A 24307-nucleotide genomic window follows, 5' to 3' on the forward strand; every position below is an offset into this window, starting at 1 on the left:
TTCTATCCGAACCGGGTAAGGGAACTATATCTCTATTTTTCAGTTAAATGAAAGAGCCGTGTGCAAAACATAATATTTACAACAAATTTGGTAACATATTAAAAGACGCGTGTACCTTTTCCCAAATGAATATCCGAAGCCTGCGTTATAATCACCTGCTTAACCCCGGCATCGATCGCCTGAAACGAATTTTCGAGCTTAGGGATCATTCCTCCTTGAATCACACCTGCTTCCACATACTGCTTGAAAGCCGTACGGTCTATTTCGGGAATCACACTTTCATCATCGTTCTCATCCTTCAAAACCCCTTTCTTTTCAAAACAGAACATCAAAGTCACTTCAAAATGTTTCGCCAAAGCTTTAGCGGCTTCTCCTGCGATCGTATCGGCGTTGGTATTCAACATATGTCCTTGTTTGTCATGTGTAAGGGGAGCCAATACCGGAACAATACCCTGATGAATCAGGGATGCCAGCAGATCCGCATTCACTTCTTTCACATCCCCGACAAAACCGTAGTCAACCTCTCCTACCGGACGTTTGTCCGACCGCATCAGATTCATATCCGCTCCGGTCAACCCCAACGCATTTATACCTAAAGCCTGGAGGCCGGCGACAATATTCTTATTGACCAGTCCTCCATAAACCATTGTAACCACTCTCAACATGTCAACATCCGTAATCCGGCGACCGCCCACCATCTTACTCTCGATACCCAATTGTGCAGCCAGTTTCGTAGCGGAACGTCCGCCCCCATGAACCAGCACTTTATATCCTTCCACCTGCGAGAAGTCATTCAGCAGATTGCGGAGCGTTTCTTCTTCTTCCACAATCTTTCCTCCCACCTTAATCAGCGTAAGCTTTTCCATTCCTATAAATTATTTTAAAATTTTTGAGCCAAAGGTACTAAAAAATAAAAGATTTATATACTTTTGCACCATCCAACGCGGTAGTAGCTCAGTTGGTAGAGCATCAGCTTCCCAAGCTGAGGGTCACGAGTTCGAGCCTCGCCTACCGCTCCAAAGAAAACGCTCTCTGATTATCAAACAATTAAATTGATAGTCGAGAGCGTTTTTATTTGTAAGAAATAAATAACACAAATAGCAAAAAGATGCCGGGAGATACAAGTATTGTTTGTTCCCGACATTGTCGAGTATATTTTTGACAATGTCGAGAATATACTTGACAATGCCGAAAATATACACGGCAACATCGAAAATAAATTACATGCACAGGAAATGCCGGCTACTCGCCAGATATTTACAATTATCCGCCAGGAAAAACAAGATCAGATAGCGGGGATTCGCAAATTATCCGTATGTTTGAAGGCAAAAAGCAATAGACAGACAATGGCAATACGGCAGGGAAAAATTCTGATAGTAGACGACAATGAAGATATCCTATTCACACTAAAGATGTTACTACGCCCACGCGTTGAAAGCATCACTACTTGTACCGATCCGAAAGAAATCAACCGGTTGGTGTCCAGAAACCGGTACGACGTCATTCTGCTGGACATGAATTTCACGGCGGATGCCGTCAGCGGCAAAGAAGGATTCTACTGGCTGGAACGGATACTGGAAATCTCGCCTGAGACAGTCGTTATCCTGATCACCGCCTACTCGGACACAGAGAAGGCCGTACGTGCCATCAAAGCCGGCGCTACCGACTTCATCCCTAAACCCTGGCAGAACGAAAAGATGCTGGCGACCGTATCGTCCGCCCTCGAACTTAGTTCCAGCCGTTCGGAAGTGCGGACGCTCAAGGCGCAAAAGTCAACACTCACAGCTGCGACAGAACCGGAAACGGAGGTGATCGGCGAATCGGCAGCCATGCAAAACGTGTTTCGGACGCTTGAAAAGCTGAAAGATACGGACGCCAATATCCTGTTGCAGGGAGAAAACGGGACAGGCAAGGATTTGATCGCCTACACGCTTCACAAGCAATCCGGACGCGGGAAAGAGCCGTTCATCCCGATAGACCTCGGAAGCATCCCACATGAACTGTTCGAAAGCGAACTGTTCGGTCACGAGAAAGGAGCGTTCACGGATGCGGACAAGAGTAAATCCGGACGCATCGAGATCGCATCCGGCGGCACGCTTTTCCTGAACGAGATCGGGAATCTGCCGTTGATGGCCCAGTCCAAACTACTGACAGTCATCGAGCAACGTAAAATAAACCGGATAGGCTCCACACTGGAGATACCGATCGACATCCGCCTGATCTCAGCTACCAATACAGACTTGCACGCAGCCGTGCAGGAAGGACATTTCCGGCAAGACCTGTTATACCGGATCAATACAATCGAAATCACCCTTCCCCCTTTGCGGGAACGGGAAAACGATGTGACGCTCCTCGCCCGGCATTTCCTGCAACGCTATTGCCAGAAGTATAAGAAAGAGATAGACGGTTTCTCCAACGAGGCGCATCAACTGCTGAAACAATATAACTGGCCGGGGAACGTGCGCGAACTGCAACATGTGATCGAACGCGCCGTAATCCTTTCCGGAACCCGGCAATTGCAATATGACGATTTCATGCTCCGCCTCCCTGTTTCCAACCCACAAGACAAAGAAGGCAAGTTCAATCTGGAAGAACTGGAGAAAAACACGATACAGGAAGTGCTTCGCCATTGCGCCGGGAACATGACACAGGCAGCCGGCCTGCTTGGCATCACGCGTACATCCTTATATCGGAGATTGGAGAAATACGGCTTATGAAACGTTATACGAAAAAAGCGGCCGGATTGATCTTCCTCCTGTTGGCGACCAGTGTGGTGTTCGGGCTACTTGTCGCTTTCCGGTTTTACATCTCCGCCATCGTCACGTTGGCCTTGATTCTGTTCGAAGGATATTACCTGTTCCGTCTGATGGAACGCAGCGACCGCTTGTTCAAGCAGTTTATCTGGTCGATGCGCTATTCCGACTTTCTCGCCTCCGGAACTCCTTTGCAGGAACAAAACGACAAGATTCCGCAAGACCTGATGAAGGTCATGGAAGAGGCTTTGCAACATTACAAAAAACATTTGCAGGAGAAGGAAAGCCAGTTGCAATATTTCCAGGCTTTGGCAAACCATATCGACCTTTCCGTGTTCGTCTACTCCGACACCGGGCAGGTGGAATGGATGAACCAGGCTTTCAAGATCCAAACGGGACTGAACTTTGCTGACACGATCGACGACCTGGCCGCCTACCATCCGGAACTTCCCGCCCGCTTGCGCACTTTGCATCCCGGCGAATTGTCCATCCTGCAAGTCAGGCGGAAAGATGAATATTCGCAATTGATCCTTTCGGCCATATCTTTCGTCGTCCTGGGCAAGCCGCTTACGGTCGTCAGCATGAAAAACATCCGTTCCGTCCTGGAAAACAAAGAGACGGAAGCCTGGCAGAAATTGATACGGGTTCTGACGCACGAGATCATGAACTCCATGACGCCGATCGTTTCTCTGTCCGAACTGCTACGGAACAAATGCATGAATGAACCGGGAGCCGATGCGGAAGACCGGGAAGAGGTCAACCAAGCTGTCGAAACGATTTTCCGCAGGAGCAGCGGCCTGGTGCGCTTCGTTGAAAGCTACCGGAAAGTTACGGGCATCCCGATGCCTGTTCCGGAGATTATTCCGGTCAACAATTTCCTGAACGACATCAGCATCCTGTTCAAAGAGCAGGAAGACAAGATCGAAATCGTTCCTGCGGCAGCACACCTACAAGTCATTGCCGACAAAGGACTGATCGAGCAAGTACTGATCAACCTGATCAAAAATGCTTTGGATGCAACCCGTCATTGCCCAAGGCCACGGATCGAATTGTCTGCCGGCATCAACGAAGAAGGCAAAACCTTTATCCGGGTGAGCGACAACGGTACAGGCATACCGGTTGAAGTCCAGGAACGCATCTTTATCCCATTCTTCACGACCAAACCTTCCGGCTCCGGCATTGGGCTGAGTATTTCCAGACAGATCATGCACATGCACAAAGGAGACTTGTCCGTTTTATCCGAAGACGGACAAGGCAGCCGGTTCTTCGTTACTTTCGGCTCGATTCAAAAGTAAGCAAAACTTTTCTTTCAAGAGAAAAGTAATATTCCTACATTTGTATGCACAAAGAAACAAAGACAACCGATAGTTATGATAAAGATATTCTCAACAGACAAAGTCAGAGAGCTCGATAAATATACCATTCAAAACGAACCGATCAGCTCTATCGACTTGGTAGAACGCGCGGCAACCGTATTTACAAGTGAATTTTGCCGCCGCTATTCCAAACAAACCCGCATTATCGTGTTTGCCGGACAAGGCAACAACGGAGCCGACGCACTGGCAATCGCCCGTATGCTGACGGATGCCGGTTACCGGGTCGAAACGTATCTGTTCAACCCGACCATGCGGCTTTCCGAAGACTGCGAACTGAACAAACAACGGTTACTCCATATGGAAAAGATCGAATTCACGGAAGTCGTGGACGATTTTGTCCCGCCCGAACTGGAAGAACGGGATGTCGTGATAGACGGCTTGTTCGGTTCCGGCCTGAATCGCCCCTTAACCGGAGGATTTGCCGCAATGGTAAGATATATCAACCAGTCGGATGCGACCGTCGTTGCGATCGACATTCCTTCCGGCCTGTTCGGCGAAGACAACCGCAAGAACGATCCGGACTCTATCATCCATGCCGATCTGACGCTGACATTCGGTTTCCCGAAGCTGGCGTTCCTGCTTCCTGAAAATGCGGAATTTGTCGGTGAATGGAAAGTGCTGGATATCCTGTTGCACCCGGAAATCATAGCCAGCACTCCGACACAATTCACATTGGTGACGGAAGAAGATATTGCCACTGTCTTCCAGCCCCGTAACCGTTTTGCCCATAAAGGGACATTTGGTCATGCGCTTCTGATCGCCGGAAGCCGTGGAAAGATGGGGGCCGCCCTCCTGTCTGCCAAAGCTTGCCTTAGAAGTGGGGCCGGCCTGCTGACCGTTCACATTCCCGGACGTGGCGAGCAGATCTTGCAGACCGCTTTTCCGGAGGCGATGGTTGATTCCGACCAACATCAAGATCATTTCAGCTCTGTTTCCGGTATCAAGGCCTACTCCTCTATCGCGATCGGGCCTGGTTTGGGGAAACATCCCGATTCCGCCAAAGCATTGGAACAGTTACTACAAGTAGTGGAAAAGCCGCTTGTGATCGATGCCGATGCGTTGAATCTGATCGCAGCCAACAAAGATTTATTGAAACGCATCCCTCCGCGCAGCATCCTTACGCCACATCCCAAAGAATTCGACCGGATAGCGGGTGAAAGCATCAGTTCATACGAACGGTTGAAAAAGACTCAGGCTTTCGCTATCGATCACCAACTGTGTGTCGTCCTGAAAGGGGCTTATACGGCAATCTGTACGGCTACCGGAAATGTTTATTTCAACAATTGCGGGAACCCGGGTATGGCAACGGCGGGCAGTGGCGATGTTTTGACAGGTATTATCCTGGCATTGCTCGCACAAGGATTGGAACCTGAAACGGCTTCCGTTGCAGGTGTTTTCCTTCATGGGACAGCCGGTGATCTGGCTGCCGTCTATCGCTCCGAAGAGAGCATGATCGCCAGTGATATCACAGATATGCTGGGAAAAGCGTTCAAGCAGATAAAATAAAATACTCCATCTATTATAACAAAGGAGGTGTCAAAACAAAATCCTGTCACTAATAGCCATAATTTAGGCACGGATTCACGGAAAACACGAAAAGAGAATAAATTTATCCGTAAAATCCGTGCCTAAAAGATCGTGATAAAGGGGTTTTGACAGCTCCTTCGTCTGTGATCCACTAACCAGCTACTGTATCGACAAAAAGATAGGTCCTTTTCTTATAAATCGAAGCAAATTAATAGAATGATTAAAACATTTTATTGTAAATTAATTGTTCTTTCCCCGAAAACAAGTATATTCGAATCCATAATTAAAGGAGATAGAAATGAATAAATATTTAATACATACGACATCGCTTGTAGCCACTGTCTTATTACTGTTCATGTGTGCTTGCAGTGATCACCCACAAGCCCCAACACTACTCGAAGCTGAGAAAATCATCGAAGAACGGCCGGACAGTGCCTTAGCTATCCTAACTAAAATCGAAAACATCAACCAGCTGTCCGAAAAGGATCATGCAACTTACTGCCTGCTCCTCACCCAAGCTCAAGACCTGAATTATATCACCCATACTTCAGACTCTTTAATCAAAATCGCGGCGAAGTATTTTGAAAAGAGCAAAGATATGCACAAGGCAAGTCTTTCATATTATTATATGGGACGTGTCAATGCCGATCTTTATGATGCATTAAAAGCACAAGAGTATTATCTAAAAGCATTAGAAGTAGGAGAAAAAACAAAAGATTATCATCTACTCGCTCGAATCTGCAATAACTTGGGCACATTATACAACTACCAAGATATATATGATATGGCACTTCCTATACAAAAAAAGGCTCTACATTATTTAGAACAAGATACCAAACTGGATTCTGCTAATATATCCTTCGTACTAAGAAATATTGCACGAACATATGTTCAAACACAACAAAAGGACAGTGCAATCTTTTATTTTCAAAAAGCAATGAAATATTCTACACCGAACAATATATCATCTATTTCACTCAGTTTGGGCAATTTACACTTCGATAAAGGAGAATACAAGGAAGCACAAGAATATATAGAAAAAGCTTTAAGTTTGGCTCTAAATAAAAAAACATTAGATCCCATCTATTTATCAAAAGGAGAACTATTTAAAGTTACAGGACAGATAGATTCTGCAAAAATATATTTAACAATAAGTTCGAAAAGTCCTTTTCTTTATACAAAAGCTGGCAGTTTCAAGAATTTAGCAAAAATTGCCTTAGAACAACAAAATTGGCACGATTATCTAAAATATTCAAATGAATATGAATTATTACGTGATTCCATCACCAATAGCTCTCATTTTGAAAATATTCGGATGACACAAGGAATGTATAACTATCAAAGAATTAACAAAGAAAAAAATAAATTTAAAGAAGAGGCTGCTCATAGAATGATTTTGATATATCAAGTCATCATCCTTTTTTCTGTAATTTTTATTATTGGGTTCATTTTCACTAAAAAAGAGCAAAGGAAAAAGAAAAGATTAGCTGAATTAAGAGAAGAGCAATATAAACGTAGTCAACAATATATTGAAGACAATGAAAAACAGATTTCTCAATTAACCGAAATGCTTCATTCTAAACAAGAAGAAATGGGTGAAGTCGAAAGACAATTATATGAAGTAAGAAAGTTAATGCTTGAAATGGAAAACAGACAAATTTTCGAAAAACAGGGAACATTTCTTTTGTTAGAGAAAGATTTTCATAGCTCATCTTTATATATCAGAATTCATAGGGAAGATGATATACAACTTGGTCCAAGTGAATGGGAAGAACTACATCAATTGATTGATGCAACATATTCAGATTTCACCAATCGACTTATCAAACTTTACCCACAAATATCCATAGAAGAAATACATATTTGTTATTTAGTAAAGATGCAACTATCCATAAAAAAGATAGCCTTTATCATGCATATCACAAGTTCAGGAGTGTCTCAATGTCGCAGAAGATTATATAAGAAGTTCACAGGAGAGCCTCAAAATACAGAAAAGTTCGACAAGTTTATATCTGATTTCTAAACAGATACAACTTGTCACATTTTTGTCAACAAAAATACGTACTTCATAATGATGAGAAATTTACCTTTGCCAAAAATCTCAATTTTGACTATTAGTAAAACAAATCTTTTTAATATTATGAAGCATCTAATTTCGACTTTGATTTTAATTGTGTGCGGTATGTTCTATACACAAGTTGCATTGTGTGATACGATTCCTACTAAGGGAAAATGGAGCATAGAAGACTTTCGTTCTATAATCCCTGCACCCCCTACAGCCTCCATCGAAGGGAAGGTATTGACAGTTAACTTTGTGAATCCGCTTACTGATCTGACAGTAAAAGTTACGGACAACAAAACAGGAAAAGTAGTTTATGAAGAATGTATATCTGTATCTGCTCCGCAAAGCAAATCAGTTATCTTGAATGCAGAAAATGGCGATTATACATTGTCATTCACTCATGAACTCGGCTATTTAACTGGTGAGTTTGCCATAAAATAACAAGTTGCATGTAATTCTCCTTTACATGTAATGTATAGGAACAGTCCCGGGCGGTGATTTAACCAGGCCTAATATCTCGATCTCCTTTTCCGCCGCCTTTGGGACCGTTCTTTATATCTTCTCTAATCTAAAAGAGGAAAAGAGGCTTTTCCGGTTGGTTACTAACAAAATATTTCATAGTTTTGTGCAATCATTTATTAGAGATTAAACTTAGATTAGAATATGAAGAATTTAATCATTATAGCCAGTCTGCTCCTTAGTTTCCCCATTATGGCTCAGACGAAAGTTGTAAAGAAAAATGCCGTCAAGGCAAATAATTTCGGTATAACTTATTCACTTCCAAAAACATCTCTGGTTGTAGATGCAGAGGTCACGAAAGTAACCTGCAAAGCAGGCCCCTATTACAAATACGCAGAAAAATATTTAGGTGTAAAAGACGCTATCACAGAAGATAAGATCTATTACGAATTAGGAAAGATCGGCTTGATCAATAAAGGCGTGCCCGACGCGGACAATACATTTATCGTTGAATTTAAAGCCGGCACAGTTGCTCCATATGCTTACTTGACAGAAGACGGGCTGCTATGTTCCATCAATGCCGAATACACACCCGATGAATCCGCACAGGAAGCGGCAAGAAAGAAAAACCAGGCTCCGGCAAAAGTAACCGACGCTTCTGTCTTTTCAGAAGAGTTGCTCATGGCAGGATCTACAGCCAAGCAGGCAGAAGTGGCAGCCAAACAAATCTACCGTATCCGCGAAAGCCGTATGAACATCCTTACGGGTGACGCCGATAACCTGCCGCCCGATGGCGAAGCGATGAAGCTGGTCATCCAACAACTGGAAGAGCAGGAGAAAGCGTTGACCAACCTGTTCACAGGCATCCGGACAAAGGAAACCAGCGATTACGAAGTGACGGTTATTCCTTTCGACAACCTCGACAAAGAAGTATTATTCCGCTTCTCACCCCAACTCGGTATCGTGGATGCCGACGATTTAGGCGGAGCACCTGTATATATGAACTTAAAAGCCATAGACCGCGCTCCGGTATTAGATCCGAAAGAGGCTGAAAAGAAAGAGAAATCACTAAAGGGCATTATATATAATGTACCTGGCAAAGCCAGCATCGAAATTAGCATGAACAAAAAAACACTTTATAAGGGCGAAGCGCAAATTACCCAGTTCGGTACACGGGAAGGACTCGCCCCCGTCATGTTTGAAGACAAAAAAGCTCCGGTAAAAGTTTATTTCTATCCGGAAACAGGTGCAATAAAACAAATCATTCAATAATCATCTAACAATTTTAATTCTATGTTTGAAGGACAGCCTAAAGGTTTATACGCGTTAGCCTTAGCGAATACCGGCGAGCGTTTCGGTTATTATACCATGCTCGCGATCTTTACACTATTTTTACAAGCAAAATTCGGTTTTACCGCATCCGAGACCTCGGACATCTTCTCCACCTTCCTGGCAGGAGTCTATTTCACTCCGCTGATCGGTGGTTGGCTTGCAGATAAGTTCGGGTACGGAAAGATGGTAACAAGCGGTATCTTTATCATGTTTTTAGGATACTTGCTGTTGTCGATTCCCGCAGGCAACGAATCCGCTAAATGGATGATGTTCGGGGCATTAACCATGATTGCTTTAGGCACAGGCCTATTTAAAGGGAATCTGCAAGTAATGGTCGGTAACCTTTACGACGCACCTCAATACAGAGACAAACGAGATTCTGCTTTCAGCATTTTCTACATGGCCATCAATATCGGTGCATTATACGCCCCGACAATGGCTACGGAAATGACAAACTGGATGCTGGCCAAGTCAAACCTGACTTACGAAGGACAAATACCTTCATTGGCTCACCAATTCCTAAACGGCACAATTACGGAAAAAGGGACGGAAATGCTCGAATCACTGAAAGTAGCACAAAACTTCAGCGGTGACCTGGCTGCTTTCTCTACAACTTATATCGATAAATTATCGGAAGCCTATAATTATGGCTTCGGTGTCGCATGTATATCATTGATTCTCTCCATTGCCATTTATTACGGTTTCCGTTCTACATTCAAACATGCAGACGTGAATACCAAGCAAGCACAAGCAGCCGCAGCAACTTCAGCCACGGCCCAGCAACCGGTCGAAGAACTGTCTCCGGCAGAAACCAAACAGCGTATCATCGCCTTGTGCCTGGTATTCGCCGTTGTTATTTTCTTCTGGATGGCTTTCCATCAGAACGGTCTGACAATGACATTCTTTGCCCGCGACTATACAGCCAACTCCGTATCCGGACTGGATCGTTTAGGATTCAGCATCATCAACCTGACATTGCTGATTGTCATGGTTTATTCCGGATTCTCGATCTTCCAGTCTGTAACAAGCAAGGCTAAGACAATCTCAACAGCCGTATTTGTCGGAGCTTTGGCATTGCTTGGCATCAACTATACGACTTTAGCCCCGTCTATCACAATCCTGCCGCAGATCTTCCAGCAGTTCAACCCGTTCTTCGTTGTCGCATTGACTCCGGTATCATTGGTGCTATTCGGCTCATTGGCAAAGAAAGGCAAAGAACCTTCCGCCCCTCGTAAGATCGGATTGGGAATGTTGATCGCAGCCATCGGCTTCACGATCCTGGCAATCGGTTCGATGGGATTGCCGACACCGGACGAAGTTGCGGCAAACGGTATCGAAAGCAGCCAGCTTGTTTCACCGAACTGGTTGATCTCGACTTATCTGGTATTGACATTTGCTGAATTGCTGCTTTCTCCGATGGGTATTTCATTCGTATCGAAGGTCGCACCTCCTAAATACAAAGGTCTGATGATGGGTGGATGGTTTGTTGCCACAGCCTTAGGAAACAAGCTGGTAGGTGTTATCGGTAACATCTGGGGAAGCATGCAATTATGGATGGTATGGGGCGTACTGATCGTATGTTGCCTTGTTGCCGCCCTGTTCATGTTCTCCATCATGAAGAAACTGGAAAAAGTAGCGAAATAACAAGATACCGAAGTTTGACTCATGAGGAAGCAGTACACATATAAACCTGTCGCTCTCCGCTTCAGAAGGTGGAGCCGGAAAAGGTATGCTGCTTTCATCAGTGTACAATATGCCGTTACGATCGGACAGTTGTCGGCAAACGTATCCGAACGGTTCCAAGCTAAAAACGGTTCCATCCATACATCCGTGCTCGCTTTCGACAAGACAGATGAAGGGGGCGTCGAAGAAGAGGAAAACACATGCTGCCCGGACAGTACGGAAAACCTCCTGTCCCTCCTGTTCCTGCAGACCGTATGTCCTGTCCGGACCGTAAGCCGGCCTGCGGCATCGTACGCGCATATAGTAAAAGATAACATTTCCGAAATCGCGGAAGGTCTCAGTTATAAACTGAAGGCCTTCCGCGATTTTCGTTTATACAAACACGAAATTATATGATTGAGACACTCAAACAACACGTTCTTTCCGGTGGCATGATCAACGAAGAACAAGCAAGAGAACTGGCTGCCGCTCCAGATAAAGAAGCCTTGTACGAAGCAGCCCATCAGATCACCCGCCATTTCATGGGGAACAAGTTCGACACTTGCTCCATCATCAATGCCAAAAGCGGCAATTGCAGCGAAGACTGCAAATGGTGTGCGCAGTCCGGACATTATAAAACAAACGTGACGCTTTACCCGTTGCTGCCGGCAGACGAATGTATCCGCCATGCTACGCACAACCATAAGCAAGGGATCGACCGTTTTGCACTCGTCACCAGCGGGAAGAAAGTTTCGGACAAAGACATGGTGAAGATTACGGAGACCGTACGCCGTATCAAGCAAGCCTGCAATATCAAATGTTGCGCCTCGATGGGACTTCTAAGCCGTGAACAACTACAAGCCCTTTACGACAGTGGAACGGAAAATTACCATTGCAATATGGAAACAGCTCCCTCTTATTTCCGTACCCTCTGCACGACCCATACGACGGAACAGAAGCTCGAAACGATCCGGACGGCACGGGAAATCGGTTTCCGTATCTGTTCAGGCGGGATAATCGGGATGGGCGAAACGGTAGAGCAACGTATCGAGATGGCTTTGTTGCTTCAAAAGGAAGGGATTCTCTCTATCCCGTTGAACCTCCTGCAACCCATACCCGGCACGCCATTGGGAAAGACGCCACCTCTGACGGAGGAAGAGTTCCTGACCACGATCGCCCTGTTCCGTTTCATCAACCCGAACGCTTATCTGCGTTTCTCAGGCGGCCGGGCCCAGCTAAGTGAAAAGATACAGCGCAAGGCTCTTTATATAGGTATCAATTCGGCGATCATCGGTGACCTGCTGACGACTATCGGAAGCCGGGTGGCAGAAGACAAAGTCCTTTTCGCCTCCGAAGGATATTCATTAAACGAAAATACAGATTGGGAAAGATGACAATAGAAGAATTACTCCATTTTGACCGGGAGCACATCTGGCACCCGTACACATCGACAATTGATCCACTTCCGGTCTATCCGGTCGAACGTGCGGATGGGGTTACGATCACCCTGAAGGACGGCCGTAAGCTGATCGACGGCATGTCCTCGTGGTGGGCCGCCGTACATGGATACAATCATCCGGTGTTGAATGCAGCGGCCAAGGCACAATTGGATAAGACGAGCCACATCATGTTCGGAGGCTTTACCCATGAACCGGCGGTAGAACTTGCAGCCAAGTTGCTTCCGTTGCTGCCTCCCTCCATGGAAAAGGTATTCTTTGCCGACAGCGGTTCTGTCGCGGTAGAAGTCGCCATGAAGATGGCCATCCAATATTGGCAATCGCAAGGGATGCAGAAAAAGCATGCCTTTGCAACCATCCGCAGCGGCTATCATGGAGATACCTGGCATGCGATGTCCGTCTGCGATCCGGTTACCGGTATGCATGGGATCTTTGCCGGAAGCCTGCCCATACAATATTTTATCCCCCAGCCCTCCATCAAATTCGGGGAGAAATGGGACGAGAAGGCGATCGAACCTCTAAAAGACCTATTGGAGAAACATGCAGGAGAGATCGCCGCCCTGATCCTTGAGCCTATCGTCCAGGGAGCAGGCGGCATGTATTTCTATTCTCCCGCATTCCTGATAGCGGCACGCAAATTGTGCGACCAATATCAGGTATTACTGATCTTTGATGAAATCGCAACGGGGTTCGGAAGAACCGGACGCCTTTTCGCATGGGAATGGGCAGGAGTGGAACCGGACATCATGTGCATCGGCAAAGCATTGACGGGAGGTTACATGACACTGTCGGCAACCGTCACCAGCACCCCCGTAGCCAATATGATTTGCAGCGGCGAGGCAGGTTGTTTCATGCACGGTCCTACATTCATGGGGAACCCGTTAGCCTGTGCGATCGCATCGGCATCGGTCTCTCTCCTACTGGAAAGCGGATGGCAGGAAAAGGTAAAGACCATAGAGGCGCAACTGCGGGAAGAGTTGGCTCCGGCAATATCCTTTCCCAGCGTACAAGAGGTACGTGTTTTGGGAGCTATCGGTGTGATCGAGATGAAGAAGCCTGTGAATATGGCTGTTTTGCAGAAACGTTTCGTCGAAGAAGGGATCTGGGTACGTCCGTTCGGAAAGTTGGTTTACCTGATGCCGCCCTTTATCATCACAAAGGAAGAATTGTCGAAACTGACGAAAGGATTATTGTCCATACTAAAAGAATAATGAAGTGAAGCAAAAACGATCATTTTGTATAAGCACCCTATACAAGGTTGTATAAACACCTTATACAGGGTTGTATAAATACCTTATACAAGGTTGTCGAAGCATCTTATACGATATTGGATGCCTATAAGAATCAAAATAGAATGAAAGAGTATAACAATAAATTGGAGAAGCTAAAGGCTTCCGGTAACCTGCGCAGCCTTCCCGATGTCGTCCATCGTGGCAAATGGATCGAAAAAGAGGGACAGACAATGCTCAACCTATCTTCCAACGACTATCTCGGACTCTCGTACCGGCAGGATCTGCGGAATGAGTTTATCGGACAGTTAAAGGAAAACGACCTGCCGTTCTCTTCTTCGTCATCCCGGCTACTGACCGGTAATTTCCCTATCTATACCGAACTGGAAGAACGGATGGCCGATTGCTTCGGACGCGAAGCCGCCCTGCTGTTCAATAGCGGTTACCATGCCAATACCGGAATACTTCCCGCCTTGACGGATAAACAGTCATTGATCCTGGCGGACAAACTGGTACATGCGAGTATCATCGATGGTATCCTGTTGAGTGGTACACCTTACCAACGTTACCGTCACAACGATTATGTCCATTTAGAACAACTATTGGCTAAATATGCACATGAATATGAGCAGGTTGTCATCGTTACGGAAAGCATATTCAGCATGGATGGAGATGTCGCCGACCTTCGCCGTCTGGTGTCCTTAAAGAAGAGCTATCCGAATATATGGCTGTATGTGGATGAAGCGCATGCCATCGGTGTAAGGGGGAAAAACGGCTTAGGGATTGCTGAGGAGCAGGATTGCATCCGTGATATAGATTTATTGGTCGGCACTTTCGGAAAGGCTTTGGGATCGATGGGAGCCTACCTGTTATGCAGCCGAACGGTCAGGGAATACCTGGTCAACACGATGCGACCTCTGATATTCAGTACGGCGCTCCCGCCTGTCCAAATCGCTTGGACAAAGTTCTTGTTTGAGAAACTTCCCGGCTTTACCGACGAACGGCACCGCCTGTCCGTTACCAGCCACCTGCTTTCAGAAGTGTTGAAAGATAAAGGGGGAGAAATAACGGCAAGCCACATCATCCCTTTCATTATCGGAGAAAACGAGGACTGTATCCGGACAAGCCTTAGCTTGCAACGGCAAGGCTTCTATTGCCTCCCTGTCCGCCCTCCGACGGTTCCCAAAGGAACGGCACGGATACGCTTCTCATTAACAGCCGACATCACCGAAGAGGAAATTAAAGAATTGATAATGAATATTGGCAAATGAACATACATAAACAAATAAAAGCAGGCAACAGCAAACTCCTTCTTGTCTTTTCAGGGTGGGCGGCTTCTCCTGAAGTATTCCGGCATCTGGAAACGGAACCGGATACGGATCTCTGGATTTGCCATGACTATCGGGGAATGGAATTTGAAGAAGAGGCGCTCTCCTGCTACCGGGAGATCCGGCTGATAGCCTGGTCGTTAGGCGTATGGGTTGCATCGGTCGTGTTGGGTAAAAGGCAAATATCCTTCACCGAAGCTGTTGCCGTCAATGGAACTCCCTGCCCTGTCCATGACCGGTGGGGCATCCCGGAAACGATCTTCCGGGGGACATTGGATAACATAACTGGGGAAGGCATGCATCGCTTCAACCGGAGGATGTGCGGCAAACGGGATCTTTTGCAAGCCTACGAACAGATACCGCCTCGCCCGCTCGCCGATATCCGGGAAGAATTGGAGTACCTGTACACTGAAATAAAGACAGCATCATCCGCTTCCCCCTTATTTAAGGGATGGACGCATGCCTTCATCTCTTCCGGCGACCGGATCTTCCCTGCCGCGAACCTGCATGCCTTCTGGCAAGATCGTTGTCCGGTAACCGAGATAGAGGCTCCCCATTATCCTTTTTATTTATGGAAACAATGGAATGAAATATGGAAACAATAGAAGCGAAACACATACATGTCCGCTTTACACGCGCCTTGTCTACCTACGACAAACATGCCGATGCCCAACACCGTATCAGCCGGAAGCTGGCTTCCCTCCTCCCTCATCAGGCGAACGCCCATTACAGACGGATGCTGGAAATCGGTTGCGGTACGGGCGGATTCACCGGGGCACTGAAACAACAATGTCGTATTGACGAATGGATACTGAATGATCTTTGCGAGGACTGCGGGGAAAAGATAGCCCCTCTCTTCCCCGGCTCCCCTCCCCGGTTCATAGCCGGGGATGCCGAAACGCTATCCTTCCCCGGCAAGTTCGACCTGATTGCATCCGCCTCCGCTTTCCAGTGGATGAGAGAACCGGAAGCGTTTTTCTATAAACTATCGGGACTGTTGGTGCCGCAAGGAGTGCTCCTGTTCAGCACTTTTGTCCCCGGTAACTTATACGAGATCAAAGAACTGACAGGGAAAGGGCTCGTGTACCCGACCTCCGATGTACTTGCGGGGTGGCTGTCTGCCGCAGATCTCGATCTGCTTCATCAGGAAGAAGAGACGATCATCCTCACCTTCAAGACCCCGCTGGACGTATTGCGGCACCTGAAAGCGACAGGCGTGACGGCGACCGGAAACGGCCGCTGGACACGAAGCAGGCAGGAATCATTCTGCCGGCAATATTCGGAACAGTTCGCGACAACCGGCGACCAAGTGACACTCACGTACCGCCCACTTTATATGTTAGCAACAAAAAAACAATAAAACAACATGAAAGGAACAGTCTTATTTATTACAGGAATCGATACCAATATCGGTAAAACTTTCGCCACCGGCACGATCGCATGCGCATTGGCCGGAAAGGGGAAAAGAGTCATCACCCAGAAAATGATCCAAACGGGTTGCACGGATGTTTCGGAAGACATCGAAATGCACCGGAAAATACAGGGAATCCCTTTCACCGAAGAGGATAAAGCCGGATTGACCTGCCCTTACATCTTTACCTATCCCTGTTCTCCCCACATGGCCGCGGAGAAAGACGGGAGGACAATCGACCTCTCCGTCGTCACGGAAGCAACCCGCCGCCTACAGGAAAAATATGAATATGTCTTGCTGGAAGGTGCGGGCGGATTAATGGTCCCGAATGATTTCCATTCGCTTGCCATCGACTATGTAAAAGAGCAAGGCTACCCGGTTATCTTAGTGACATCCGGCAAGTTAGGCAGTATCAACCATACCTTATTAAGTCTTTATGCCTGCAAGCAATATGGAATTCCGGTCCGGGCAGTCGTTTACAACCTCTACCCTCCCACAGACGAACTGATAACCGCCAACACACTGGAATACCTCACCCAATACCTGGCAAAGGAATTTCCCGGAACCGCCCTTATCACGCTTCCGGAAGCAGTGGAAGGGAAGAATGAAATAGACATCAACGGTCTGCTCTAAGACCTTTCTTGCCTCTTTATCGAGTAGTTTCCAAGTTGTTAGATAATAAGAAATTATTTATCGCAAAATGAAAACTTAAATGCAAATTTAAGTTACCTTTGTCTCTACATCAAAAAGAATAAAAAGCAATTATGGGTTCGATATTCGTCATACAAGGTCTGTTGATATACATTTATGCCTTCGACCACAACCCGCCACATATACATGTGCGAAGTAATAGTGGAGACTTTACAGTCACACTTAAAGATCGTATTGTCGAAGGCAAAGGTAAATCGAAAGCAATCCAAATAGTAAATCAGTTTATAGACCAACACGAGGCTGAGTTGTTTGAAATTTGGGGCAAAGCTCAACGAGGAGAGAAAATAGAAAAAGTGAAACGATAAAAACGACAGTTTATGTTACTGACAATTACAGATGTAGAGTATTTGGGTGATTACACCCTACTTTGCACATTCAACGATGGCATAAGGAAAAAAGTTGACCTCAGTCCTTTGTTGCAATATCCGGCATTCAAAGAACTACAGGACAAGACACAATTTATCCAATTTGGTTTGCAAGATACCATTTTCTGGGCTAATGGAGCCGACATTGCACCCGAATACCTTTATGAGAATGGCATTCCTGCTTAGATAGACGCTTCGGGAAAAGTCTGCTGCTCTCTACCATTTTCCTCCCAGACCCGAAACATAGAGCGGTGGATCGTGGAAGAGAGTTAATTTGACAAATCAGGGTTCACATTCATAACCCGTATAAGTTCCTGTCTTCCCGTTATTTGCGGGACACGGGCTAAAAGTTACAGCCTATAGGCTATCCACGAAAAGGTCATAACCTATCCCGGAAAAGGTATGCACCTTTCCGACAATAGGCTACCGGCTTTTTCACATCGGCCCACGATCGCCTTTCCGGCCGACAGGCATCCGTCTGCAAACCGACAAGCATCCGTCTGCAAACCGACAGGCATCCCTTTCCCATCCCAAAGGCAGGAATTTTCAATATGCCGAGTCATACTGTCTAAAGCATAGACTTACGAGTGCCAACCCTATGGGTTAGGGGTGCTAAAGCATAGGGTTACGAACCGCCCTATGCTTTGGCTGAAAACTGCTACTTGAAGAAGAACCTGAAAATGTCATTCCCGTTCGCATAGATCAGTAAAGCGAACAACAGGAACATCCCGGTGATCTGCGCATATTCGAGGAATTTGTCACTCGGCTTGCGGCGTGCAATCACTTCGTAGAGCAGGAACATCACGTGTCCGCCGTCCAGAGCCGGAATCGGCAGGATATTCATAAAGGCGAGGATGATAGAAAGGAAAGCCGTTTTCATCCAAAACGAATGCCAATCCCATTCCGCCGGAAACAGGCTGCCGATTGTACCGAAGCCGCCCAGGCTGGATGCCCCTTCTTTCGTAAAGACATATTTCATGTCGCTGACATACCCCTTCAGCGTGTTCACACCCAACATGACACCGGCAGGGAAAGACTCGAAGAAACCGTATTTACGCGTCACCGTCTGGTACATTTCAAAAGGCGAAGCAGAATAAACACCCATTTTCCCGGCCGTATCCGTATGCAGCGTCAACGTTTGCGGGACACCGGCACGGTAAAAACCGACCGAGACATCCTTGTCCTTATTTTGCGCAAGCACTTCACCTACTTCATAGAAAGAAGGGGTTACGATGCCGTTAATAGACACGATACTGTCTCCCGCCTGCAAACCGGCAATTGCCGCAGGCGATTCGCCACTTTCCGTCTTACCCAGTTCACGCACGACCATCGGGTAACGATAGGAAGCAAACCCTTTCTTATCCCGCATAACGCGCTGCGCCATATCTTCGGGGATGGGAATAACCGTTTCAACACCGTCACGCAGAACCGTTACGGTCTTTGCATTGAGTACATGGCGGAAACAGTCTTCACCGAAACGCTCCAACTCCGTATCATCCGCTTTCAGCAAGATATCTCCATCCCGAAATCCTACGTTATGGAAAGTCTCACTATAGTCCATACCGGCCTTCACATTTTTCAACGGCAGGAAAGTATCGCCCCAGGTGAACAATACCATCGAATAAATGAACAGCGCCAACAGGAAGTTGAACAGCACACCGGCAACCATGATCATCAACCGTTGTCCGGCAGGCTTGGAGCGGAACTCATAAGGCTTCGGCGGCTGTGCCATCGCCTCCTTGTCCATACTCTCGTCGATCATACCGGATATCTTGCAATAACCGCCCAAGGGGAGCCAGCCGATACCGTATTCCGTATCGCTGTTCTTAGGTTTGAATTTGAAAATCGAGAACCACGGGTCGAAGAAAAGGTAGAATTTCTCCACCCGGACCTTAAAGATACGGGCAAAGATAAAATGCCCGAACTCGTGGACCAACACCAATATCGATAAGCTCAGAATGAGCTGTAGAGCCTTAACTAAAAATGTCTCCATCTATCTGTTTCTAAATTTATATACGTTTTTAAAATAATCCGGCAGCAATCCGCCGTGCCTCCGCATCCGTCGCCACATAATCTTCGTAGGTGGGAACAGGGATGAAGGTGGCTTTCGCCATTGTTTTTTCGATCACGTCGCTCATCTGCAGGAAGCCGATCCCGTCACGCAGGAAAGCCGCCACCACCACTTCGTTGGCCGCATTCAGGATGCAAGGCATGTTTCCGCCCCGGCGGACCGCATCGAAGGCGAACGCCAAGTTACGGAAACGTTCCATATCCGGCTCCTCGAAAGTAAGCGTTGCATATCGGGTGAAATCCAGTCGGGGCGCTTTGCTGTGCAAGCGCTTGGGATATGAGAAAGCATAGCTGATCGGAAGTTTCATGTCGGGAATCCCCAGTTGGGCGATCACCGCACCGTCTTCGAACTGGACCATCGAATGGATCACCGACTGCGGATGCACCACGACCTGTATCTGTTCCGGCGTAACCCCGAACAACCATTTCGCCTCGATCATCTCGAACCCCTTGTTCATCATCGACGCCGAGTCGATCGTGATCTTCGCCCCCATGCTCCAGTTGGGATGTTTCAACGCCTGTACCTTGGTCACGCCCGCCAGTTCCTCTATCGTCTTGGTGCGGAAAGGACCGCCGGAAGCCGTCAGCAATATCTTCTCCACCGGGTTCTCCCACTCTCCCGCTAAACACTGGAAAATGGCAGAATGTTCAGAGTCGACAGGCAGGATCGGCACTTTGTGTTCGACTGCCAAGGCCGTGATCAGTTCGCCCGCCACCACCAGCGTCTCTTTGTTTGCCAACGCGATCGCCTTACCGGCTTTGATCGCGGCAATCGTCGGTTTCAGCCCCGCATATCCCACCATCGCCGTCAGCACCATGTCGATCGGTTCCGACTGCACGACCTGGGCAATGGCATCCGAACCTGCCCATACCTTGATGGGGAGGTCTTCCAGCGCCTCCTTCAGTTCGGGGTATTTCTGCTCGTTGGCGATTACCACCACTTCGGGCATATATTTACGTGCCTGGTTGATCAGCAGATCCACCTGATTATTGGCAGTAAGAGCATATACTTCAAAAAGGTCGGGATGTTCGCTGACTACCTCCAAAGCCTGCGTTCCGATAGAACCTGTAGAGCCTAAAATGGCCAAGTTTCTTTTCATGCGTATTAAAATGCTATATATTCTTCGGGATTGACCGGACCGCCTTTATACCACAGCTCAAAATGGAGATGCGGACCGGTCGACAGTTTCCCCGTATTGCCAACCAGAGCAATGGCCTCGCCCGCAACGACGCGGTCGCCCACCTCTTTCAGCAATAATTCGTTATGTTTATAGATCGATAAAAAGCCGTTCTTATGCTGCACCTGTATCACATTCCCTGAGTTCGGGTCGAAGCCGGCAAAGACAACCGTGCCGTCCAATGTCGCCAACACGCTTTCTTTCGGAGCGGCAACCAAGTCGACGCCATAATGCCGGATATTGGCATCATAATGGGAAGAAACCACCCCATTCACAGGTTTGTAGAAAAAGACACCGTCGGTCGGAACCGGATTCGGGTCCAGGACAGCTAAGTTATATTTCTCCGCCTCTTCAAAATCCTTTACAAATTTCTTTTCCTCCTTCGTTTGCGGAATCTCATAGTCAGGGTTCACCCGTGCCAGCGAATCGATCTCGCGAATCGAATCGATGGGCATCGTCCCCGACAGGATACCCGCCACATTGTTCAGATAAAGAGATTGTATCTGTATCATCCTTTCCAATGAATCGGCACGCAAGGCATTCTGCATGATCTCCTTCCGGACTTCCACATCCAGATAGCCCGGCAGATAGTTGCGTATCGGCGTCTTAATAATGATAAAGGCGGTAAAAGCGATCAGCAGGAAAGCAAACAAACCTAACATCGCAAATGCGGAAAGCTGCGACAACCGGAAAGACCATACTTCCTCCAGCGTTCCTTCATTGAAGAAAGACAGTTTGTATTTAAACCTGATCCGGTGCCAGAATGATTTCTTATTTGTTCGTCTTTGCTTTTGTGCCATGTGTATTCGTCAATTTCATAAATCCAGCAGACCTTCCGGGACGGAAACGGCCAGCGTCTTATTCTCATGATCGGCAGACAGGATCAGCTCCTCGGCGGCAGGCAACAACAGTTCTTCGCCGTTATGGTCGATCAGCAAAAGGACATTGATGGTCGACTCGTCGACATCGGTAATCTCGCCGATTTCGCCATGATGCTCGTCTATGACCCGGTAGCCGATAAAACTATCCCATGTCATATCTCCCACCAGGTCGTCCTCGTCCACTTCATCGAGTGAATAAAAGACTTCGCGGTTGGAAAATTCACGGGCCGCTTTCTCGTCGTCCACATTCTTCAACTTCAGAAGGATGACGGTATCCGTCTTATAGCGGTACTCCTCGATGAAAAAAGGGACCAGGATCCCGTCCATCTCGCATATGATATACGGATCGTCCGAATCGTCAAAGACGTCGCTGTTCGTAACCAGTGCGATCTCCCCTTTTATGCCGTGAGGTTTGGCAAACTGCCCTATCTTGAAAACATCTTCTTTCTTAATCATGACAAGAATGTTTAAAGTCGGGTAATACGCGCCCCGATACCGTTCAACCGTTTGTCGATATTCTGATATCCGCGGTCTATCTGGTCGATATTGTGGATATGGCTGGTCCCTTCGGCGCTCATCGCCGCGATCAGCAAGGCAATACCGGCACGGATATCCGGAGATACCATTTTGGAACCGCGCAGTTTGAAACGATTACCCAGCCCGATCACGGTCGCCCTGTGCGGATCGCAAAGAATGATCTGCGCCCCCATGTCGATCAGTTTGTCGACAAAGAAGAGGCGGCTTTCGAACATCTTCTGATGGATCAGCACACTGCCGACAGCCTGCGTCGCCACAACGAGGAAGACACTCAGCAAGTCCGGCGTCAGTCCCGGCCAGGGAGCATCGGCAATCGTCATGATAGAGCCGTCGATAAACGTCTCGATCTGATAGGATTCGTGTGTGGGGATATGGATATCATCGCCGATCTGTTCGACAGTAATCCCCAGGCGGCGGAATGAATCGGGAATAATCCCCAACATATCATAGCCTGTATTTTTGATCGTGATGTCGGAACCGGTCATAGCGGCCATTCCGATAAAACTGCCGACCTCGATCATGTCCGGCAGGATCGTATGTGTCGTGCCTCCCAACGCTTCAACCCCTTCTATTGTCAGCAAATTGGAGCCGACACCCGAAATACGGGCTCCCATGCGATTCAGCATGGAAGAGAGTTGTTGCAGATAAGGTTCGCAGGCGGCATTATAGATCGTTGTTTTTCCTTCCGCGAGCACGGCTGCCATCAGGATATTGGCCGTACCCGTCACGGATGCTTCATCGAGCAGCATATAAGCGCCTTTCAGCTTCTTCGCCTCTATTTCGTAGAGCTGGCGGTCGGGATCATAGCTGAAACAAGCCCCTAACTTCTGAATGCCGACAAAGTGAGTGTCCAGACGACGGCGTCCGATCTTATCGCCTCCAGGTTTCGGGATCAGCGCCTTGCCGAAACGGGCGACCAGCGGGCCGACAATCATTACCGAACCGCGCAGGGAACCGCTTTTACGCAAGAACTCGTCCGTCTCAAGATAGTTCAGGTCGACAGCATCGGCCTGGAATGTATAGGTGTCGGCAGCCGGATGTTCCACCTTCACCTGCATGTCGCGCAGGAGTTGTACCAGGTTATTCACATCCAGGATATCCGGCACATTATGGATTGTCACTTTTTCCGGCGTAAGCAATGTTGCACAAATGACCTGCAAGGCTTCATTCTTTGCACCCTGCGGAACAATCTCACCGGACAACCGGCAACCGCCTTCTATGACAAATGAACTCATCGCCCTTTACGTGAATAGTTTTTCTTGTTGTTCGTATTGTTACGAGCAAGTATATCACGGCTTTCCGCCAGCTTATGCACTTCTTCATCCAGGACGATCCGGCCTTCCGACAGTTCGTCGAGATCTTTGAAAATCTTCCGGTCGTCTACGGATTCCTTGTTCCAGGTCAGGAACGATTTCTTCATCTGGGTAGCCAGCAATTTGATCAGTTGGTCCTTTTCAGCACCCGGTTCGAGTTCGGTCGCTTTCTGGATCATTTTCTCAAGCGTCTTGCCGTAATGGCGGTAGCGTATCCGCGAATTATTATAAGGTATGCGCGGGGGACGTGAGTAAAGGTCTTCTTTCTTGACGATCTCGTACGGATAATCGATATCCAGTTTGAAGTCGGCCATAATAGCCAGGTGATCCCAAAGAATATGCTTGAAGTCGTTTACATCGCGTAAATGGGGAAACATGTTTCCCATGATGTTGATTATCGTGTCTGCGCAGCGTTTACGTTCTTCCCTGTCCTGAATGGCAATGCAATAGTCCACCATATTCTGTATATTGCGTCCATATTCGGGCATAGCCAATTTCTTTTCTTCCGTATTATATTTCATTACAAATTCTGTTTATTCGGCAAAGTTACAGATTATAATTGATTTAAACAATACGGCTCCCATTCCGCAGAGTGTTAAGACACGGCTCTTTCATTTAAAAAATAGACGAATATTGAAAATAAGGCTTATTTTATC

At 47.2% G+C, this 24307-nt stretch carries 24 protein-coding genes and 1 tRNA gene; 17 read left to right on the forward strand and 8 right to left on the reverse strand.

The window, feature by feature from the left end; all coding sequences use genetic code 11:
• Positions 1–98: 98 nt before the first annotated feature.
• Positions 99–866 (reverse strand): acetylglutamate kinase, encoded by a 768-nt coding sequence (argB, locus tag RDN79_RS16850; RefSeq protein ID WP_298549918.1) that lies wholly within the window; start codon positions 864–866, stop codon positions 99–101.
• 77 nt (positions 867–943) lie between these two features.
• Between argB and RDN79_RS16855 the strand changes: the two genes are divergently transcribed.
• The 17 genes from RDN79_RS16855 to RDN79_RS16935 all read left to right on the forward strand — a co-directional run bounded on the left by RDN79_RS16855 (position 944) and on the right by RDN79_RS16935 (position 17858).
• Positions 944–1019, forward strand: a tRNA-Gly gene (locus tag RDN79_RS16855).
• A 327-nt stretch (positions 1020–1346) separates the two neighbouring features.
• Positions 1347–2717, forward strand: a complete 1371-nt coding sequence (locus RDN79_RS16860) for a sigma-54 dependent transcriptional regulator (protein WP_298549917.1) — start codon at positions 1347–1349, stop codon at positions 2715–2717.
• A complete protein-coding gene (locus tag RDN79_RS16865; RefSeq protein WP_298549916.1) occupies positions 2714–4048 on the forward strand; it encodes a PAS domain-containing sensor histidine kinase in 1335 nt (444 codons plus the stop codon). Before RDN79_RS16860 ends, RDN79_RS16865 begins: the two co-directional genes overlap by 4 nt.
• A 75-nt stretch (positions 4049–4123) precedes the next feature.
• Positions 4124–5635 carry an NAD(P)H-hydrate dehydratase gene (locus RDN79_RS16870; protein WP_298549915.1) on the forward strand — a complete coding sequence of 504 codons (1512 nt, stop codon included), beginning with the start codon at positions 4124–4126 and terminating at the stop codon, positions 5633–5635.
• 319 nt (positions 5636–5954) lie between these two features.
• Entirely contained in the window at positions 5955–7679 is a 1725-nt protein-coding gene (locus RDN79_RS16875; RefSeq protein ID WP_298549914.1) for a tetratricopeptide repeat protein, read from the forward strand.
• A gap of 48 nt (positions 7680–7727) precedes the next feature.
• Positions 7728–8159: a DUF3244 domain-containing protein gene (locus RDN79_RS16880; RefSeq protein WP_298549913.1), complete on the forward strand. Its 432-nt coding sequence runs from the start codon at positions 7728–7730 to the stop codon at positions 8157–8159.
• A 222-nt stretch (positions 8160–8381) separates the two neighbouring features.
• Positions 8382–9449, forward strand: coding sequence for a DUF4831 family protein (locus RDN79_RS16885; protein ID WP_298549912.1), 1068 nt, complete (start codon positions 8382–8384; stop codon positions 9447–9449).
• Between the two features lie 21 nt (positions 9450–9470).
• Positions 9471–11153 carry a peptide MFS transporter gene (locus RDN79_RS16890; RefSeq protein WP_298549911.1) on the forward strand — a complete coding sequence of 561 codons (1683 nt, stop codon included), beginning with the start codon at positions 9471–9473 and terminating at the stop codon, positions 11151–11153.
• A gap of 21 nt (positions 11154–11174) precedes the next feature.
• Positions 11175–11588: a hypothetical protein gene (locus tag RDN79_RS16895; protein WP_298549910.1), complete on the forward strand. Its 414-nt coding sequence runs from the start codon at positions 11175–11177 to the stop codon at positions 11586–11588.
• Positions 11585–12565 (forward strand): biotin synthase BioB, encoded by a 981-nt coding sequence (gene bioB / locus RDN79_RS16900; RefSeq protein WP_298549909.1) that lies wholly within the window; start codon positions 11585–11587, stop codon positions 12563–12565. Before RDN79_RS16895 ends, bioB begins: the two co-directional genes overlap by 4 nt.
• Positions 12562–13839 carry an adenosylmethionine--8-amino-7-oxononanoate transaminase gene (gene bioA, locus RDN79_RS16905; protein WP_298549908.1) on the forward strand — a complete coding sequence of 426 codons (1278 nt, stop codon included), beginning with the start codon at positions 12562–12564 and terminating at the stop codon, positions 13837–13839. Before bioB ends, bioA begins: the two co-directional genes overlap by 4 nt.
• 143 nt (positions 13840–13982) lie before the next feature.
• The gene (locus tag RDN79_RS16910; RefSeq protein ID WP_298549907.1) at positions 13983–15128 is read left to right on the forward strand and encodes an 8-amino-7-oxononanoate synthase; all 1146 of its coding nucleotides are present in this window, start codon (positions 13983–13985) and stop codon (positions 15126–15128) included.
• Positions 15125–15790 carry a DUF452 family protein gene (locus RDN79_RS16915; protein WP_298549906.1) on the forward strand — a complete coding sequence of 222 codons (666 nt, stop codon included), beginning with the start codon at positions 15125–15127 and terminating at the stop codon, positions 15788–15790. Before RDN79_RS16910 ends, RDN79_RS16915 begins: the two co-directional genes overlap by 4 nt.
• Complete coding sequence (bioC, locus tag RDN79_RS16920; protein WP_298549905.1) at positions 15778–16545, forward strand: malonyl-ACP O-methyltransferase BioC; 768 nt, start codon at positions 15778–15780, stop codon at positions 16543–16545. The genes RDN79_RS16915 and bioC overlap by 13 nt, the downstream gene beginning before the upstream one ends.
• Positions 16546–16551: 6 nt before the next feature.
• A complete protein-coding gene (gene bioD / locus RDN79_RS16925) occupies positions 16552–17229 on the forward strand; it encodes a dethiobiotin synthase (protein ID WP_298549904.1) in 678 nt (225 codons plus the stop codon).
• A gap of 131 nt (positions 17230–17360) precedes the next feature.
• Positions 17361–17612: a DUF4160 domain-containing protein gene (locus RDN79_RS16930; RefSeq protein ID WP_298549903.1), complete on the forward strand. Its 252-nt coding sequence runs from the start codon at positions 17361–17363 to the stop codon at positions 17610–17612.
• Positions 17613–17624: 12 nt separating this feature from the next.
• On the forward strand, positions 17625–17858 hold the full coding sequence (locus RDN79_RS16935) for a DUF2442 domain-containing protein (RefSeq protein ID WP_298549902.1): 234 nt from the start codon (positions 17625–17627) through the stop codon (positions 17856–17858).
• A gap of 200 nt (positions 17859–18058) precedes the next feature.
• Here RDN79_RS16935 and RDN79_RS16940 read toward each other — a convergent pair whose 3' ends face one another.
• From RDN79_RS16940 to RDN79_RS16970, 7 genes are all read right to left on the reverse strand, one after another.
• Positions 18059–18235, reverse strand: a complete 177-nt coding sequence (locus RDN79_RS16940; RefSeq protein WP_298549901.1) for a hypothetical protein — start codon at positions 18233–18235, stop codon at positions 18059–18061.
• Positions 18236–18330: 95 nt separating this feature from the next.
• Positions 18331–19665 carry an RIP metalloprotease RseP gene (gene rseP, locus RDN79_RS16945; protein WP_298549900.1) on the reverse strand — a complete coding sequence of 445 codons (1335 nt, stop codon included), beginning with the start codon at positions 19663–19665 and terminating at the stop codon, positions 18331–18333.
• Between the two features lie 28 nt (positions 19666–19693).
• Positions 19694–20842 carry a 1-deoxy-D-xylulose-5-phosphate reductoisomerase gene (locus tag RDN79_RS16950; protein ID WP_298549899.1) on the reverse strand — a complete coding sequence of 383 codons (1149 nt, stop codon included), beginning with the start codon at positions 20840–20842 and terminating at the stop codon, positions 19694–19696.
• 5 nt (positions 20843–20847) lie between these two features.
• The gene (locus RDN79_RS16955) at positions 20848–21720 is read right to left on the reverse strand and encodes a M23 family metallopeptidase (RefSeq protein ID WP_298549898.1); all 873 of its coding nucleotides are present in this window, start codon (positions 21718–21720) and stop codon (positions 20848–20850) included.
• A gap of 15 nt (positions 21721–21735) precedes the next feature.
• Positions 21736–22257: a ribosome maturation factor RimM gene (gene rimM, locus RDN79_RS16960; RefSeq protein WP_298549897.1), complete on the reverse strand. Its 522-nt coding sequence runs from the start codon at positions 22255–22257 to the stop codon at positions 21736–21738.
• A gap of 11 nt (positions 22258–22268) precedes the next feature.
• Positions 22269–23573, reverse strand: coding sequence for a UDP-N-acetylglucosamine 1-carboxyvinyltransferase (murA, locus tag RDN79_RS16965; protein ID WP_298549896.1), 1305 nt, complete (start codon positions 23571–23573; stop codon positions 22269–22271).
• Positions 23570–24172 (reverse strand): DUF4290 domain-containing protein, encoded by a 603-nt coding sequence (locus RDN79_RS16970; protein ID WP_298549895.1) that lies wholly within the window; start codon positions 24170–24172, stop codon positions 23570–23572. Before RDN79_RS16970 ends, murA begins: the two co-directional genes overlap by 4 nt.
• Positions 24173–24307 lie beyond the last annotated feature (135 nt).

The organism is uncultured Parabacteroides sp. (assembly GCF_902493135.1).
Classification (GTDB): domain Bacteria; phylum Bacteroidota; class Bacteroidia; order Bacteroidales; family Tannerellaceae; genus Parabacteroides.